This window comes from Bacillus sp. PS95, assembly GCF_037963565.1.
GTDB lineage: Bacteria > Bacillota > Bacilli > Bacillales > Bacillaceae > Bacillus > Bacillus subtilis.
Genome location: NZ_CP150160.1, coordinates 1267153 through 1283524 on the forward strand (window position 1 = coordinate 1267153; position 16372 = coordinate 1283524).

Below are 16372 nucleotides of genomic sequence, written 5' to 3' on the forward strand. Positions count from 1 at the left end.
TAAATATATTAATGGAAAGGAAGGAAAGTGTATGAAAAGGTTTGTGCTGATGTTTTTAATTGCTATAGTATCTATCATGCCAATAAATGCTTTAGCGATTGGAAATGGAAGTAATGCCAAAACAGAATGTACAACTTGTTCGAAAGAGAGAGACAGAGAACAAATCATCGAGGAAATTAAAGATGTTTACAATGTCGAAACTGAAGTACTTAGTGAGCAAGAGGTAAAAAATGTAGAGCAAATAGCTCTAGATAAGAAAGAAACGTTTAAAAAGTACATTGAAGAATACAAAAATGCCGGATACAAAAAGGTAGATTTAAAGGATAAGAGTCTTTTATTCAAAGGTGCTCAAATTGACAAAGAAGGTACAAAATCTGATTTAGAATTTGTTTATGGGGCTTATAAAAATGGAGAAGGCGACTCCATAATTTATACTTTGGGTTATAGCAAAGAGACTAAAGAGTTTTTTAACTTTAGCTTATTAGGAATACCTAAAGATTTTAGCGGCGATTCTGATGAACTTGATGTATTGATCCAAGATAATGATAACTCTTTTAAAATTTATGGAAAGAATTTAGATGGTCTTCAGGAGGGTGACTTCCACACAAATGGCTTTAGTGTTTGGGGAAAGAACTTTGCCTGTGGAGCGCTAGGTTTATTGGCTTGTATCAACTATTGTGGGGTTGTTGGTTTGATTAATGTTGGAGCTGGTGTAACTTGTGGAGTTGTTTGTGATTTAGCAATGGTTGCTGCATGTGCATAGAATATTAGCTATGAGGGATGGACAAATTGTCTATCCTTTTTTGGTTTAATTTTCAAAATGACATAAAAGAAAGACTGAAACTTTCGGATAAAGATCACAGAACAATTATTAGATCAATACAAAAAAATTTTAGTCGGAAAAGGGAATTGCTGTTTGTTGTCGAATAATGTTTAAATCCTGTTAGTAAGTGCAAAAAGAGGTGATTATTATGGCAACAAAACAACTTATTCCCATGAATGAATCAGGCAAAAGACCAGTTGTCCAAGCCCCGAAGGTTCAAAAAGGTAATGAGACAAGGTCAGGTAACAGACCTACTGTGTCTGCGCCAAGACCAAGAAGTTAACAAATTATTAAGTGATATGTTTGAATTCTAATTCATTAACTACCAATCCTGATTTGGTATCAAAGTAAGTTCTTTTAACAGGATATCTATAAGTATTATATGCTATTTTCCACTCATCAGGCTCTTGGAGGATTAAAGCTCGTTCCGCCTCAAAAGGGCGGGACATGTTTGAAACGGCTCCATACATTCTCTTGTCTGGATCACTTAAATAATAAATTTCTACGATAAGAGGAGGTTCACTTTTACTCTTATTATTTTCTTCATTATTACCACCTTCATAAGTATTTTCATCAGCTTTATCTCTACTTTCTTCATAATTAAGAAAGTATGTATCCCAGATTGAAGCATGAACATCCAAAGAGACAATTTTTCTAAATGACCTTATTTTATTAATAATGATCAAGAAGGTTGGGTATAAAAAAACTGACCAAAGAAGAGAGACACAAAAACTTGAGAAAAGTGTTATTACTGTATAAAAGGTGAGGAAAAGTAAGTCCCCAGAGTTAATTTTAATATCACTAACACTATTCATATGTATCCAAAAATGCCCCTTATCAGCTAATACATTCATAACTCCTACATTTATCAATGATACTGGTATCCATAATAATGCAGAGAGTCCAACAAGTTCCCCTGAACTATGTTTAACAGATGGATTAAGGCCAAACATTTGTATCCAGAAATACGCTAGTAATCCAGGTAAAGAGAATATGAGAATAGAAATTAGATTATCCATATTATTTTGTCCTTTCAGTTTTGTTAAATAAAATTATACCACTAGAAATGCTATAAATTTTTTGTGTTTGGCTTTTTTATAAAGAAATTAAAGGATGCAAAAATAATGTGTTCTAGTGTACAAATTGGGTCACCATGGAGTCACATCGGAGTCACAAAAACTTTAAAAACCACTTAGTAACAACAAATATCAATCAGGAAACTAAATCCTATGACCCCTTATGTGACAAGGGTTTAGGTGATTTTTTAGGATTGTTAAAGATTAGTCAGAATACGTGTCTCGTCCTTGACAGGGTAGAGGTCGCTGGTTCGAGCCCAGTCGGAATCATACACGGCGGTTAGAGGCGTTATATCAATGTTTATAGCCGTTTTTTATTGCGTTGACTTTAGGCGTATTAGGAATGCATTGTAGCGGTGACCGTTACCATGTTTGAACGTTATTATTCTATTAAACCGGAATAGGAGGCGTTTTTTTATGGATGATGTTCGGAAAGGGAAACCGATTAAACGAATACGCAGAGGTAACGAGGCCTCAATATTTTGAAGAACAAAAGCAAATAACTGTTATGACTCTTACTCTATTTAACTATCAGGAGGGCTCTTTTACTTAATAGAAACGAGATGTGTGTAACAGTTTCCCTTTGGTGTGAATGTAATTCCATATGACCGTGGCGGTTGCCACCATACTTTACAAACGTGTAATCAGAATTGGCAATTGCATACTTAGCCGTTTTGTCAATGATTTTTCCAGAGGTGATTTTACCATTAAAAGGTAAATGATAGTACTTGCCCATTTAAACAATCTTTTGGCGGGTGTATATTGAATGAAGGGGAGGGATGTAATTGGTCAAGGTTATATTGTCATTTGTTTATTTACTTGGCTTTATTTTTTTTAGTAGATGGTCTTTTGATGGTTTTTTTCATCAGGATTATTTTTCGATTGTTGGTTTGTTGTGGTCTATTATTGTTACATTTTTCTTCGGCATTTACACTGGAAGCCCATTGCTTTTTAACAAGATCACACAATCGAAACGATTAACTGTTAAAAACAAAAAAGCATTTTACGTTTTAAGCGGAGCGGCAGTTATCTTTTTTGTCTTATATTTCATCTTCTCTAAATCTCTCATAAATGAAATTGCGCCCTACACTGTCTTGAGTGGCTATATTCTGACTAGGGTATCTGGGATAACTCTAACTAAACTATTGAAGCCAGAAACAGATGGGAATGTGCAAAAAACATAAACGTAATAATATAGACCGCAAGCAAATTGCGGTTTTTTCGGTTAAACGTTAGAAAGATATATTAGTGGTGTCCTGTGAATCCGCATTTACCATCGTCAGAAGTTGGTATTAATATCAATGAATGTTATTAAGATGATTCGTGCGGTGGATCAACATGGAGTTAATCAAACCATAGAATACTTAGAAAAAAGTAACGATTTTTATGTTGAAGACATTGCCTTTGGGACTGCACCTGCTTATGCAAACTCAAAAGAATTTGAAACCTCTATCATCAAAAAATGGTTGAAACTCAAACACAAATTCAAAGGTGAGAATGACTGTATAACTTTTAAATAGAGATTAAGCTTATCCGGGCGGGGCTTGTCATTTGTTTTAGTACGTGGTTTCGCTACAGACTTTACAGTGAAACAATACCAAACATATTTCACAAACTTGATAAAATAACTTTTAAACCTTCCTATAAAATGAAGGTTTTTTATTTGATTTCAATTTTTAAATCCTTTACATACAGCGATTGATTAACTCGAGCAATCAATATCGCAGTTATATTTATTTTTCAAGAAAATGTTATAATGAAAAGCCATAAAATGATGGGAGGGGAAATTTCGATGCATTACATAACGGCATGTTTAAAAATCATCAGTGATAAAGACCTTAATGAGATAATGAAGGAATTCAAAAAACTTGAGGAAGAAACGAACAAAGAAGAGGGTTGTATTACATTCCATGCTTATCCGCTTGAGCCATCAGAACGTAAAATAATGCTTTGGGAGATTTGGGAAAACGAAGAAGCTGTGAAAACCCATTTCACGAAAAAACACACAATAGACGTTCAAAAACAAGAATTAACGGAAGTAGAATGGTTAATGAAAAGCAATGTGAATGATTGAAAGGCTCTTTAAAAAAAGACATTCAATGACATAGAATCAGCCACTTGTGATTAAGTAGTAAATTGTTGTCCAACTCTTATTTTTTTCTATTTAATATTTTTTGAGACGAAAATGTTTTTTGAGCTGATTTTGAAATGTATTCAAAGTCAGCTCTGTTTGATTTAAAGGATTATATTCTTTGGATAACTTGTTACCATCATAATGGAGATACTCCGTATAAATTGGAGGTTAAAATAATGAGTCATTCTCAAGAAAAAATTGCACTAATTACAGGAGCAAGCAGTCAAGGGGATATTGGTACGGCTATTTGTCGTAAGTTAGCCTCACAGGGTATACATATCTTCTTTACTCACTGGAACTCTGATGCGGCCTGGATAGAAGAATTTCAACAAGAAATTTTACGTATGGGTGTCCGCTGTGAGGCAATGAAAATTGATTTATCAGATGCACATGCTGCATTCACAATACATGAAAAAATTTCAGATAAATTAGGATATCCTTCCATTCTTATTAATAATGCAGCTCATTCCGCAAGTGATAATTATGTATCGTTAGATGCGAAATCACTTGATGATCATTATGCGGTTAATATGAGATCAAATTTTCTTCTTTGTGTTGAATTCGCCCGTCGGTTTAAAAAGTCTAATTTAATATCAGGAAGAATCATCAATATGACATCAGGGCAGGATTTAGGTCCTTTGCCTGGGGAGTTAGCGTATGCAGCTACTAAAGGAGCTATTTCTGCCTTTACTAGGTCGTTATCACAAGAACTTGCACCATTGGGCATCACTGTTAACGCTGTAAACCCAGGTCCAACAGATTCTACATGGATGACAGATGAAATAAGAAATTTTCTTTCACCTAAATTTCCAATGGGGCGTATTGGCACACCAGATGATGCAGCACGAATGATTGCTTTTCTTGCAAGTGATGAGGCTGAATGGATAACTGGACAAATTATTCATTCAGAAGGTGGATTTATTCGGGGCTAAGCTACTGAAACACAATATACACCAATGTATGATGTATTCCCAAAACTAAATCTAAACTTGAAGCGCAATTGAAATAAAATAAGGCCCCTTCTCTTTTTAGAGGGGGACCTTATTTTATTCATGCATGTTTTGCATCCAGAAAATCTGGCGGATAAAGATTAATAAACCGTTACATATACTTTTCCGAATACTGCAGTACCTTTAAACAAAGTAATCGTGGCTTTCCCTTTTGATTTAGCCGTCACTAAACCATTTTGATCGACTTCAGCAACTTTTTGGTTATCAGTCCAATAACGAGTAGCTGAATTATTTTTAACAGAATAGGTTTCTCCAACTTTTAGAGGTAAATTATAGTCTTGAATCTTGATAACATGTGTAGGTGAAATAGAAATGTTCTTTACTTCAGTAGGTGTGGAGTTTATTTCATGAGCTGAAGCTACCCCGCTGACCGACAGAGCTAACGCAGAAATCGATAAAGCAGAAACAACCGTTTTTTTGAAATTCATTTTGAAACACTCCTTTAAAGTTTTTTGTCTTGCACTATAACAATTCAGCAAAAAGTAATTATTTTCCTTGTAAATAAATGTTAATAATATGTGAACGATCAACTGATTTGAGCTAAGACTATTGTGTGCCCTGCACAGAGTTTGTATTTATGATGGAAAATTGCTGAGAGAGAATGGCCATCCTTAAAATGTTAATAGCACACATTTGATAGTTATTAGTTTGTTGAGCGTGTGGGAATTTTGTTACCTGCACTTTATCCCCGAAGATACCAAATCACTTTTCTTCATCATGTTCTTACTTTCGTACTCATACATTAGAAAATCTTCGTTCTAAATAGCTGAAGAATTGGAGTATTTTTATGAATTTCTGCTGAATAACGATAAAAAATACATTACATAGCAAACTCAATGAATATAAAAATCGTATTTTTCCGGAAGCTTCGGTAAAAAACGAAACTTTTGTCTCTATGATTTTATTTTATAATGTAAACGGTTTCTTATATAGTATACTTATACTATCAATTTGCTCAAGTAGATACTGACAGGAAGGATAGAAAAACAGATGGAATACATAAATACAAGACAAAAAGAGATTTTGTATCTGTTGTTATCTGAACCTGATGACTATTTAGTTGTGCAAGATTTCGCAGATAGGGTACAGTGTTCTGAAAAAACAATCCGGAATGATTTGAAAGTGATCGAGGATTATCTCAATGAGCATTCTCATGCACAGCTTATTCGAAAACCAGGGTTGGGCGTTTATTTACATATAGAAGAACAGGAAAGGACCTGGCTAAGCCAACAATTACATACTGAACATTTTTCTTCTAGGCAGCGGAGCGATGAAGAAAGAATGCTACACATTGCTTATGACTTATTAATGAATCCGAAGCCTGTTTCCGCAAAAGACATTGCCGCTCGGCATTTTGTCAATCGATCTTCCATTAAAAAGGATTTATACGCAGTAGAAGAGTGGCTGAAGCGTTTTGATCTCACACTGGTTTCTAGGCAGCGGCTTGGATTAAAGGTTGAAGGGAACGAAAGAAATAAAAGAAAGGCATTGGCAAGAATATCTGATTTGATTCACAATACAGCGTTTACCAGCCAATTTATTAAAAGTAAGTTTTTACATTATGAAGTAGACTTTGTGACGAAAGAAATCAAATCATTGCAAAAAAAGCATTCCCTCTATTTCACAGACGAAACGTTTGAAAGTTTGCTGCTGCATACATTGTTAATGGTCCGCCGCATCAAAATGAAGCAGCCGATTTCATTGTCCCCAAAAGAAATGGCGGCAGTAAAAAAGAAGAAAGAATATCAATGGACATTTGCTTGTTTACAGCGGCTTGAACCGGTTTTTGCAATCCGCTTCCCTGAAGAAGAAGCCGTGTACTTAACATTACATATATTGGGCGGTAAAGTTCGTTATCCATTGCAGACAGAAGAGGACCTTGAAAATGCTGTGCTTCCTAAGGTTGTAGGGCATTTAATCAATCGTGTTTCAGAGCTGAAAATGATGGATTTTCACAAGGATCAGGATTTGATCAATGGTTTGAACATTCATCTCAATACTGTGCTACAACGGCTGAGCTACGATCTTTCTGTAGCAAATCCTATGCTCAATGACATCAAAAAGATGTACCCTTATTTGTTCCACCTCATCATTGATGTTTTGGAAGACATCAATCAAACTTTTGATCTTCATATTCCTGAGGAAGAGGCAGCATATTTGACATTGCATTTTCAGGCAGCGATCGAACGGATGCAGGGCAGCAGCGAGACACATAAAAAGGCGGTTATCGTCTGCCACATGGGGATTGGGATGTCACAATTGCTGCGGACAAAAATTGAACGGAAATATCACCAAATCGCTGTAATGGCTTGTATTGCAAAGGCCGATTTAAAGGATTATATCAAAAAGCATGAGGATATTGATCTTGTCATATCCACCATTGCGCTGGAGAAAATTACGGTTCCCCATATTGTTGTATCTCCGCTTTTAGAGCCTGGCGAAGAGAAGAAATTAAGTGCGTTTATACGTCAGCTGGGCGAATCACACCGCCAAAAACAAAAAACGTTTCAGATGCTGAACAATACGACTCCTTTTTTGGTTTTTTTGCAGCAGGAGGCGGAGCATCGCTACAAGTTAATCGAACAGCTGGCGACAGCTTTGTTTGAGAAAGGCTATGTTGATAAGGACTATGCGGTTCATGCGGTGATGAGGGAAAAAATGTCGGCTACAAATATTGGGTCAGGCATTGCCATTCCTCATGCAAACGCTAAATTTATTAAACAATCAGCAATCGCGATTGCCACATTAAAGGAGCCGCTTGAATGGGGAAATGAAAAAGTTTCGCTCGTTTTTATGCTGGCTGTCAAACACGAGGATCAAACTATGACAAAGCAGCTGTTTAGCGAGCTTTCATATCTTAGCGAGCAGCCGGCCTTCGTCCAGAAGCTGACGAAAGAAGCCAATGTCATGACATTTTTATCTCATTTGGATTATTAAAAGCAGGGATTATTCCTTGCTTTTTTTTGTTATAGGGAAAAATGCCTTTATTACCGGAACCTATGGTAAAAAAAGCGATTTTAATGAGCTGATTTCGGTATACAGTTGAGACAAGATCTGATTATTCACACTTTAAGGAGGTTTCCTATGAAACTGTTAGCGATTACATCTTGTCCGAATGGAATCGCCCATACGTATATGGCAGCGGAAAATCTGCAAAAAGCTGCTGACAGACTGGGCGTTAGCATCAAAGTTGAGACCCAGGGAGGGATTGGTGTTGAAAATAAGCTAACCGAAGAGGAAATTCGCGAAGCGGACGCAATCATTATTGCTGCAGACCGCTCGGTAAACAAAGACCGGTTTATAGGCAAAAAACTGCTGTCTGTGGGGGTACAGGACGGTATCCGCAAACCGGAAGAATTGATTCAAAAAGCTCTTAACGGGGATATACCGGTCTATCGTTCCGCTACAAAATTGGAATCCGGTAATCATCAGGAGAAGAAACAAAATCCAATTTACCGTCATTTAATGAACGGTGTTTCATTTATGGTTCCTTTCATTGTTGTCGGCGGATTATTGATAGCGGTTGCATTAACGCTTGGAGGGGAGAAAACACCTAAAGGCTTAGTTATTCCGGATGATTCCTTCTGGAAAACGATTGAACAGATCGGCAGTGCTTCATTTTCATTTATGATTCCGATTTTAGCCGGCTATATCGCCTATAGCATCGCTGATAAACCGGGACTTGTGCCAGGGATGATCGGCGGTTATATTGCGGCGACTGGAAGTTTTTATGACAGCGCAAGCGGCGCCGGATTCCTCGGGGGGATTATTGCCGGGTTTTTGGCCGGATATGCTGCACTTTGGATCAAGAAATTAAAAGTTCCAAAAGCAATCCAGCCGATTATGCCGATTATTATTATTCCGGTGTTTGCATCACTGATTGTAGGTTTAGCGTTTGTGTTTTTGATCGGCGCGCCTGTAGCTCAAATTTTCGCCTCTTTAACAGTTTGGCTGGCGGGGATGAAAGGGTCGAGCTCGATCCTTCTGGCATTGATTTTAGGGGCGATGATCTCATTTGATATGGGCGGTCCCGTAAATAAGGTGGCGTTTCTGTTTGGATCAGCAATGATTGGAGAAGGAAATTATGAAATTATGGGACCAATTGCTGTCGCCATTTGTATTCCCCCGATTGGCCTTGGCGTTGCGACGTTTTTAGGAAAAAGAAAATTCGAGGCATCTCAAAGAGAAATGGGGAAAGCGGCATTTACGATGGGTCTCTTCGGCATTACTGAAGGAGCGATTCCATTTGCGGCGCAGGACCCTCTGCGCGTTATTCCAAGTATTATGGCAGGCTCAATGACAGGTTCTGTGATAGCCATGATTGGCAATGTGGGAGACAGAGTGGCACACGGCGGACCTATCGTTGCAGTGCTTGGCGCAGTTGATCATGTCTTGATGTTTTTTATTGCTGTGATTGCAGGATCTCTTGTCACTGCTCTGTTCGTCAATGTACTAAAAAAGGATATTACGGCGTCTCCTGTGCTCAGTGAAACTGCACCGACCTCCGCGCCAAGTGAAGCTGCGGCAGCAAATGAAATAAAGCAGCCAATTCAAAGCCAAAAAGCTGAGATGTCGGAATTTAAAAAACTGACAGACATTATCAGCCCGGAATTAATTGAACCAAATTTATCGGGGGAAACGAGGGATGACATCATAGATGAATTGATTCAGAAATTGTCCCGAAGAGGTGCGCTGCTTTCAGAGAGCGGATTTAAACAAGCCATTTTGAATCGTGAACAACAGGGAACAACGGCGATTGGCATGAATATCGCGATTCCGCACGGAAAGTCTGAGGCGGTCAGGGAGCCGAGTGTTGCCTTTGGGATCAAACGATCAGGCGTTGATTGGAATAGCCTGGATGGATCAGAAGTTAAATTAATCTTTATGATTGCTGTACCGAAAGAGAGCGGGGGAAACCAGCATCTCAAAATACTGCAGATGCTATCTCGAAAGCTAATGGATGACAATTATAGGGAGCGGCTGCTCTCCGTGCAAACAACAGAAGAAGCATACAAGCTGCTAGAAGAAATCGAATAAAGCGGGGGATTTTCATGACGACTGAACCGTTATTTTTCAAGCCTGTTTTCAAAGAAAGAATTTGGGGCGGGACCGCTTTAGCTGATTTTGGCTATACCATTCCGTCACAACGAACAGGAGAGTGCTGGGCTTTTGCCGCGCATCAAAATGGTCAAAGCGTTGTTCAAAACGGAATGTATAAGGGGTTCACGCTCAGCGAATTATGGGAACATCACAGACATTTATTCGGACAGCTTGAAGGGGATCGTTTCCCTCTGCTTACAAAAATATTAGATGCTGACCAGGACTTATCTGTTCAGGTGCATCCGAATGATGAATATGCCAGCATACATGAAAACGGTGAGCTTGGAAAAACAGAATGCTGGTACATTATTGATTGCCAAAGTGATGCCGAGATTATTTATGGCCACAATGCAACAACAAAGGAAGAACTAACTACCATGATAGAGCGTGGAGAATGGGATGAGCTCTTGCGCCGTGTAAAGGTAAAGCCGGGGGATTTTTTCTATGTGCCAAGCGGTACTGTTCATGCGATTGGAAAAGGAATTCTTGCTTTGGAGACGCAGCAGAACTCTGACACAACCTACAGATTATATGATTATGACCGAAAAGATGCAGAAGGCAAGCTGCGCGAGCTTCATCTGAAAAAGAGCATCGAAGTGATAGAGGTTCCGTCTATTCCAGAACGGCATACAGTTCACCATGAACAAATTGAGGATTTGCTTACAACGACATTGATTGAATGCGCTTACTTTTCGGTGGGGAAATGGAACTTATCAGGATCAGCAAGCTTAAAGCAGCAAAAACCATTCCTTCTTATCAGTGTGATTGAAGGGGAGGGCCGTATGATCTCTGGTGAGTATGTCTATCCTTTCAAAAAAGGAGATCATATGTTGCTGCCTTACGGTCTTGGAGAATTTAAACTCGAAGGATATGCAGAATGTATCGTCTCCCATCTGTAACATGGCAGGGCTTGAGAAATAAATTTGCGAGTGAAGACGCCTATTCTCCAGCAATGATCTAAATAAAATAAGAGTTTAATAGTTGGAGAAGAAATGTTACACTCTTTTCTGTATATGGTAAAGAATGAAAAAACACGATTCGGTTGGTAGTCCGGATGCATGATTGAGAATGTCAGTAACCTTCCCCTCCTCGGGATGTCCATCATTCTTTAATATCTTTTATGAGGAGGGAATCGTTATGAAATTAACGGTTTACTACGATGGTCAGTTTTGGGTAGGCGTTGTTGAAGTTGTGGACAATGGAAAGCTAAGAGCCTTTCGTCATCTTTTTGGCAAAGAGCCGAGGGATTCTGAAGTATTAGAGTTTGTTCATAACCAACTTTTGAATATGATGGCCCAAGCTGAGCAGGAAGGAGTGCGTTTACAAGGCAGGCGTCAAAAAAAGATCAATCCAAAAAGATTGCAGCGCCAGGTTTCAAAAGAGTTGAAAAACGCCGGAGTAACTTCTAAAGCTCAAGAGGCGATAAAGCTAGAGCTTGAAGCAAGAAAGCAAAAGAAAAAACAAATAATGAAAGAACAACGAGAACATGTAAAAGAGCAAAGGTATATGCTCAAAAAGCAAAAAGCGAAAAAGAAGCACAGAGGTAAATAATCCAAACAAAAGCAGGCGCAGTGCCTGCTTTTGTAATTAAGGACTCTACTTTGTAACATATATCCAATGTTTATAATCCGCTGATTTATGATCCAATATAAACCCTAACTTCTCCAAGGTTTTTTGTGAGCCTAGATTATCATGTTCGCATCTTGCGGTGATCCGGTTTACTGTTTCTTGGCTTAATGCCCAGTTTATTAGTTTTTGGGCGGCTTCCACACAATAACCTTTGCGGCGATGACTTTTATTTGTTGCAAAACCGATTTCAATCATGCCATTTTCGTCTGGGTCACCTAAAAATCCAGTTCCTCCAACAATTTCATGACTGTCCTTCTTTACAATAATCCATGAATCAAATCCTTTTGTTCCATTGTTTTTGACTAAAATCTCGCGGAAATAAGGTATCGCTTCAAAAAAATCAGAATTTGGCCATTCACCATTTGTTCCATAACCTAAGTCTTTGATAGCCTGATGATCTTGTTTAGACGCGGCGTCAAGAAGGGGAATATCAATCGTTTGTAATCGTAATCGATTCGTTTCAAGGAGAACCATATATCTAATCCTCTTTTCTTTTTACTGGGAATAATGATAACATATAACAATTTTCTCTGATACCTTGGCAGTAGAGAAAGATGAAAAAATTGAGGGGAATTGAAAGAGTGGCAGGTAAGAGTTTGCCCAGACCAAAAACGGGTAGGAAAATGCTGATGTTAATGTGTCCCTACCCGTTTTTCTGTTCCTGAATGCAGGGTTTCTGATAACATGTTGTGCTACCTTTTCGCAATCAAATAAAGCGATATGGCTCTTTGGGTTTGAACAGGATTATGAATGATAATGACCCATTGGTTTCTTCGTCTTGGAAAGCTTGCTACCGCATACAATGGAGCAGTATCGCGCGGAGTGAACCCACCATTTATCACGTTGATATCTCTTCCTTCAAGATGACAAACTAAGTATTCACCTGGATTGATGACCTGTTGGTTCGTCCATGCGTAAGAATAAAAGCCGTCTCCAAGATCTTCGGTGGAAGATGGGGGGACAAAGCCATCTACAGTCAATGTGATTTCTCTTCTTCGCTGTCTTTCTGAAAAATCTGGACTTCTTTGAGGGTTATGAGTATGTGAAAAGTAAGGAATTAACGCAGGGCCATAAAAGTAATGATACAAAGCAACCACTCCTTTATTTTCCATTCATACAAATTGTATGTGGGAGTTATTTGTTCATTCCTGTTTTGTTCCATGTAGACTAATAATGGGCTATAGGCGTCCAAGGAAATCAATTTGTCCTTTCGTTGATTCAATGCTAGTAACCTTGAAAATGCAGGTTAGGATGATAGAATTTACATATTACTGCAAGAAGTTAGACATACATCATTTTGATAGCGGGTGAAAACAATGGCGAAAAAAATAGCAAAAACAAATGCGGTTCGTCTGATAGAACAGCAGAACATCTCTTATGAGGTATTAGGGTATAAAACAGACGGCCAGCCGGTAGATGGCATCTCTGTGGCGGAAAAAATCGGTTATCCTTTGAAATATGTATATAAAACGTTGGTTGCAGCAGCAGGAACAAATCATTATTATGTCTTTGTTGTACCCGTTGCAGAAGAGTTAGATGTAAAAAAGGCAGCAAAGGTGACAGGGGAAAAGAAAATAGAAATGATTGCAATGAAGGAGCTATTAGCGGTAACTGGCTATCTTCGCGGCGGCTGCTCGCCAATTGGCATGAAAAAATTGTTCCCGACCTATATTGATGCATCTGCAGAAACGCTTGATTTTATTATTGTCAGTGCAGGGAAAATCGGTATGCAGCTAAAGTTGGCGCCACAAGATTTAGCCAGATCATGTGATGCCGCATTTGCAGAAATTGTATAGATGCAGATATAGGGGAACGAAAAAGCTTAGTCATATCGATTAAGCTTTTTCCGCATCCCTTTCAAATATGATTTCAAAATAAGCAGCTGCCCCATACCCATCTATACTGGGAGCGAAAATCTGAACGAATCTCCAGCCTCTTTTCGCATAATCATGGATGATTTGCTGGTAGTCTTCTTTAGGCCTTCTTCTCATCGTGCTCAGCTCAACTCTTACGAATTCATATTCTTTCATCGTTTGATCCCTCCTATTAAGGTATACGTAAAATGGAGCGAGAAGTTCCGAAAACCTAGGTTAAGGTCTGCCTCACTAAACACAGGAACATCTTGAAGAGTTAAGGGGCTTAAAAAAGGGATTTCACCGGGTCAGCAGTCCAAATGAATCTTTTGCTTATTGCATTTGACTGAGTATATAAGTAAAAAAAGAGCGGCCAGAACATATAAGAAGGAGATGATCATTAACGCACTCATAACAGGGTAGTGTTTAGCGGAATAGATGAAAAAATCAAGCTGTGAAATTTGTTTGGGGCTGCTGACGGCATCAATTCCATTTAGCAGTTTTGAGAGTTTAGCAGTATAGTTCCAATCAAATCGATCTGAAACAAGCTCGCTTCCATGATACCAATTAACAGCAGCTAAAAACAGAAATATCATAATAGAAAATCCAAGCTGAACAACTAAAAATATTCCCTTCACTTTTGTATGACCTCCAAATCTATGAATATGGGAAAATCAAACAATATATTACCACCGTATGGGTTATTCTTGCAATTTCACTTTCATACAACTCAAACGCAAGTCTATTTTTTTGTTTGTTTTTGGCTTATAATACCTGATGATGGAAAAAGAGTGCGGGTTTATAGATTAGAGAACAAATGTATTTCTTAGCATTTTTTATTTGTGGAGAGAGTATAGAAGCATTCGATTAGATCTGCTTTTTCACAGAAACGCTTTTCATCTGTTTGCCTGAGCTTTACAATTGGCTGGCAAAAAAACAATGATTTCTTTCAATCAAAACATGCAACGATGCGACATATTTTATATCTTGATGACTTATCTCATTGCCTTTAAGTCATTCTATCGAGAAAGCGATGGTATTTTATGAACAAAGAAACCCTAAAAAACATACTCATGATTTTTTCAATATGCGCAACCCTCCGAGAAACCGATGGTATGCGCATAGCTGATAGCTGGATTTTGAGTGAGATTATACGATTGTTGATTTGCATGGTTGTGTTTTTTGCCATGACATTTCTATTAGATGCTGTTTTTCCAAACAAAAAAGAGTCACATTAATGTGTGGCTCTTTTTGCATCATCTGATCAGAAGCATCATAAATGAATCGATCATAATGATGAAGAACAGCAAGCAAAAATAAATAAGCGAGTAGACAAACATATCCTTTGCCCACTTCACGTCATCGTCTGTTTTGAATCCTTTGATGCTTTTTTTGATCCATATGCCTCCGAGAACCAAGGCGGCTAAGAAATAAAATGGGCTTATATGGCCGGTGCCGAGAGAGAAAGGAAATAATAGCGTGACCGGCACCAGGACGGCAATATATTGCATCATTTTTATTTTAGTTACATGGTTGCCTTTGACTACTGGCAAGAGCGGAACGCCAGCAGCGCGATATTCCTCTTTGCGTCTTATCCCAATCGCCCAAAAATGCGGCGGCTGCCACAGAAACATAATCGTGTACAACAGCACTGCTGTCATACTGAAGTCACCGGTTACGGCACAATACCCCATCAATGGCGGCGCAGCTCCTGGGAAGCTCCCGACAAATGTGCTCCACACAGACGTTCGTTTCACCCATACCGTATAGATGATCGCATAAAAAATAAAGGCGGCCAGTCCGAGAAAGGCCGTTAATGGATTGAGGGAATAAAGCATGGCAAGGCCTGCGATCCCTAAAACAGAGCCATATGTTAAGATCATGGCTGGCGGCATTTTCCCTGTGACCGAGGCCCTGCTGCGAGTGCGTGCCATTTTTGCGTCCATATGCCGATCAAAATAGTTGTTATAGACAGTGCCGGAAGCCATCACAAACGCGGTTCCCAACATTGCTGTTACCATTGTCATCAAAAAAGCCAAGCCGGTTAACGTTTTTTCTGCGCTTGCAAACGCGATCCAAAACCCGCCGAAGGCTGCTATCGAGTTTGATATGATAATGCCCGGCTTTGCAAGTTTGATAAAATCGTAAATGGTTACCCGGTTCGAAGCTTTTATGTATTTTGTTTCAGATATGGCTGCAGAATCTCTTGTATTCTTCAAAAATAGACGCCTCCCCCAAAACTGCATGCTTTTGTTATCGTAACAAGAGGGGGACGGAATCACAATTATTTCCTATATTTTTCATGATATTGTCATTTTTAAAACAAAAAAATGGGGAGCTGGACTGCCCCCATTTTGATATGCGGCGACTAGTAACCGTAACCTCCGCCATATCCTCCGCCATAACCGCCGCCGTAACCGTACCAAGGGTAGTAAGGCGGTCGCGGGCGCGGGTAGTAATAAGGTGGGCGCGGATAAAACGGGTAGAACGGATAATACGGTCTTGGATAATAATAAGGCGGATAAAATGGCGGTCTCGGACGCGGATAATAATAAGGCTGTCTTTCATCATAAGGGGTAATTTGTTCAAATGACTGTTCATTCAAAGGGTAATCCAAGAGGAAAACCTCCCTAGCTTTTTTTATTCCTTTTACCATATTCCTGATGCTTAAGTTGGGTGTATGTACATTCATGAAATTCGGTTTTTTTTATGATGAAATTCCTTAAAAAGGATTGACATGAACTTCT

17 protein-coding genes and 1 pseudogene are annotated in these 16372 nt (G+C 38.7%); 10 read left to right on the plus strand and 8 right to left on the minus strand.

Annotated elements, in window-relative coordinates:
- Positions 1-31: 31 nt before the first annotated feature.
- Positions 32-763 carry a putative immunity/bacteriocin fusion bifunctional protein gene (locus NSQ12_RS06745; protein WP_047182453.1) on the plus strand — a complete coding sequence of 244 codons (732 nt, stop codon included), beginning with the start codon at positions 32-34 and terminating at the stop codon, positions 761-763.
- Between the two features lie 350 nt (positions 764-1113).
- On the opposite strand, the gene NSQ12_RS06750 is transcribed toward NSQ12_RS06745, so the two are convergent.
- A complete protein-coding gene (locus tag NSQ12_RS06750; protein ID WP_251186956.1) occupies positions 1114-1842 on the minus strand; it encodes a hypothetical protein in 729 nt (242 codons plus the stop codon).
- An 842-nt stretch (positions 1843-2684) separates the two neighbouring features.
- On the opposite strand from NSQ12_RS06750, the gene NSQ12_RS06755 reads away from it, so the two are divergent.
- The 4 genes and pseudogenes from NSQ12_RS06755 to NSQ12_RS06770 all read left to right on the plus strand — a co-directional run bounded on the left by NSQ12_RS06755 (position 2685) and on the right by NSQ12_RS06770 (position 4965).
- Positions 2685-3083, plus strand: coding sequence for a hypothetical protein (locus tag NSQ12_RS06755; RefSeq protein ID WP_339176303.1), 399 nt, complete (start codon positions 2685-2687; stop codon positions 3081-3083).
- Positions 3084-3218: 135 nt separating this feature from the next.
- Positions 3219-3394 (plus strand): annotated as a pseudogene (locus NSQ12_RS06760) (aspartate phosphatase); the annotation flags it as partial.
- 261 nt (positions 3395-3655) lie between these two features.
- Positions 3656-3973: a putative quinol monooxygenase gene (locus NSQ12_RS06765; RefSeq protein ID WP_072692634.1), complete on the plus strand. Its 318-nt coding sequence runs from the start codon at positions 3656-3658 to the stop codon at positions 3971-3973.
- 236 nt (positions 3974-4209) lie between these two features.
- Entirely contained in the window at positions 4210-4965 is a 756-nt protein-coding gene (locus tag NSQ12_RS06770; RefSeq protein ID WP_015715693.1) for an SDR family oxidoreductase, read from the plus strand.
- Positions 4966-5123: 158 nt separating this feature from the next.
- Here NSQ12_RS06770 and NSQ12_RS06775 read toward each other — a convergent pair whose 3' ends face one another.
- Positions 5124-5471 (minus strand): Ig-like domain-containing protein, encoded by a 348-nt coding sequence (locus NSQ12_RS06775; protein ID WP_003232839.1) that lies wholly within the window; start codon positions 5469-5471, stop codon positions 5124-5126.
- Positions 5472-6033: 562 nt separating this feature from the next.
- Here NSQ12_RS06775 and manR point away from each other — a divergent pair.
- The 4 genes from manR to NSQ12_RS06795 all read left to right on the plus strand — a co-directional run bounded on the left by manR (position 6034) and on the right by NSQ12_RS06795 (position 11694).
- Positions 6034-7980, plus strand: a complete 1947-nt coding sequence (gene manR / locus NSQ12_RS06780; RefSeq protein WP_106073827.1) for a mannose transport/utilization transcriptional regulator ManR — start codon at positions 6034-6036, stop codon at positions 7978-7980.
- 147 nt (positions 7981-8127) lie between these two features.
- Positions 8128-10080 (plus strand): PTS mannose transporter subunit IIABC, encoded by a 1953-nt coding sequence (gene manP / locus NSQ12_RS06785; protein WP_339176305.1) that lies wholly within the window; start codon positions 8128-8130, stop codon positions 10078-10080.
- Positions 10081-10094: 14 nt separating this feature from the next.
- On the plus strand, positions 10095-11042 hold the full coding sequence (gene manA / locus NSQ12_RS06790) for a mannose-6-phosphate isomerase, class I (RefSeq protein WP_339176307.1): 948 nt from the start codon (positions 10095-10097) through the stop codon (positions 11040-11042).
- Positions 11043-11211: 169 nt separating this feature from the next.
- Complete coding sequence (locus tag NSQ12_RS06795; RefSeq protein WP_339176667.1) at positions 11212-11694, plus strand: YjdF family protein; 483 nt, start codon at positions 11212-11214, stop codon at positions 11692-11694.
- A gap of 45 nt (positions 11695-11739) precedes the next feature.
- Here the strand turns inward: NSQ12_RS06795 and NSQ12_RS06800 are convergent, their stop codons facing one another.
- Positions 11740-12246 carry a GNAT family N-acetyltransferase gene (locus tag NSQ12_RS06800; RefSeq protein ID WP_106073829.1) on the minus strand — a complete coding sequence of 169 codons (507 nt, stop codon included), beginning with the start codon at positions 12244-12246 and terminating at the stop codon, positions 11740-11742.
- A gap of 218 nt (positions 12247-12464) precedes the next feature.
- A complete protein-coding gene (locus NSQ12_RS06805; protein WP_009967031.1) occupies positions 12465-12860 on the minus strand; it encodes a hypothetical protein in 396 nt (131 codons plus the stop codon).
- A 228-nt stretch (positions 12861-13088) separates the two neighbouring features.
- On the opposite strand from NSQ12_RS06805, the gene ybaK reads away from it, so the two are divergent.
- Complete coding sequence (ybaK, locus tag NSQ12_RS06810) at positions 13089-13568, plus strand: Cys-tRNA(Pro) deacylase (RefSeq protein ID WP_021479508.1); 480 nt, start codon at positions 13089-13091, stop codon at positions 13566-13568.
- A gap of 39 nt (positions 13569-13607) precedes the next feature.
- On the opposite strand, the gene NSQ12_RS06815 is transcribed toward ybaK, so the two are convergent.
- The 4 genes from NSQ12_RS06815 to cotT form a co-directional block, all read right to left on the minus strand.
- Positions 13608-13802: a DUF4177 domain-containing protein gene (locus NSQ12_RS06815; RefSeq protein ID WP_003232825.1), complete on the minus strand. Its 195-nt coding sequence runs from the start codon at positions 13800-13802 to the stop codon at positions 13608-13610.
- 131 nt (positions 13803-13933) lie between these two features.
- Positions 13934-14263: a YjdJ family protein gene (locus tag NSQ12_RS06820; RefSeq protein WP_339176310.1), complete on the minus strand. Its 330-nt coding sequence runs from the start codon at positions 14261-14263 to the stop codon at positions 13934-13936.
- Positions 14264-14881: 618 nt separating this feature from the next.
- Positions 14882-15871, minus strand: a complete 990-nt coding sequence (gene cyoE / locus NSQ12_RS06825; RefSeq protein WP_080481057.1) for a heme o synthase — start codon at positions 15869-15871, stop codon at positions 14882-14884.
- Between the two features lie 122 nt (positions 15872-15993).
- Positions 15994-16242: a spore coat protein CotT gene (gene cotT / locus NSQ12_RS06830; protein ID WP_003245601.1), complete on the minus strand. Its 249-nt coding sequence runs from the start codon at positions 16240-16242 to the stop codon at positions 15994-15996.
- Positions 16243-16372: the final 130 nt, after the last annotated feature.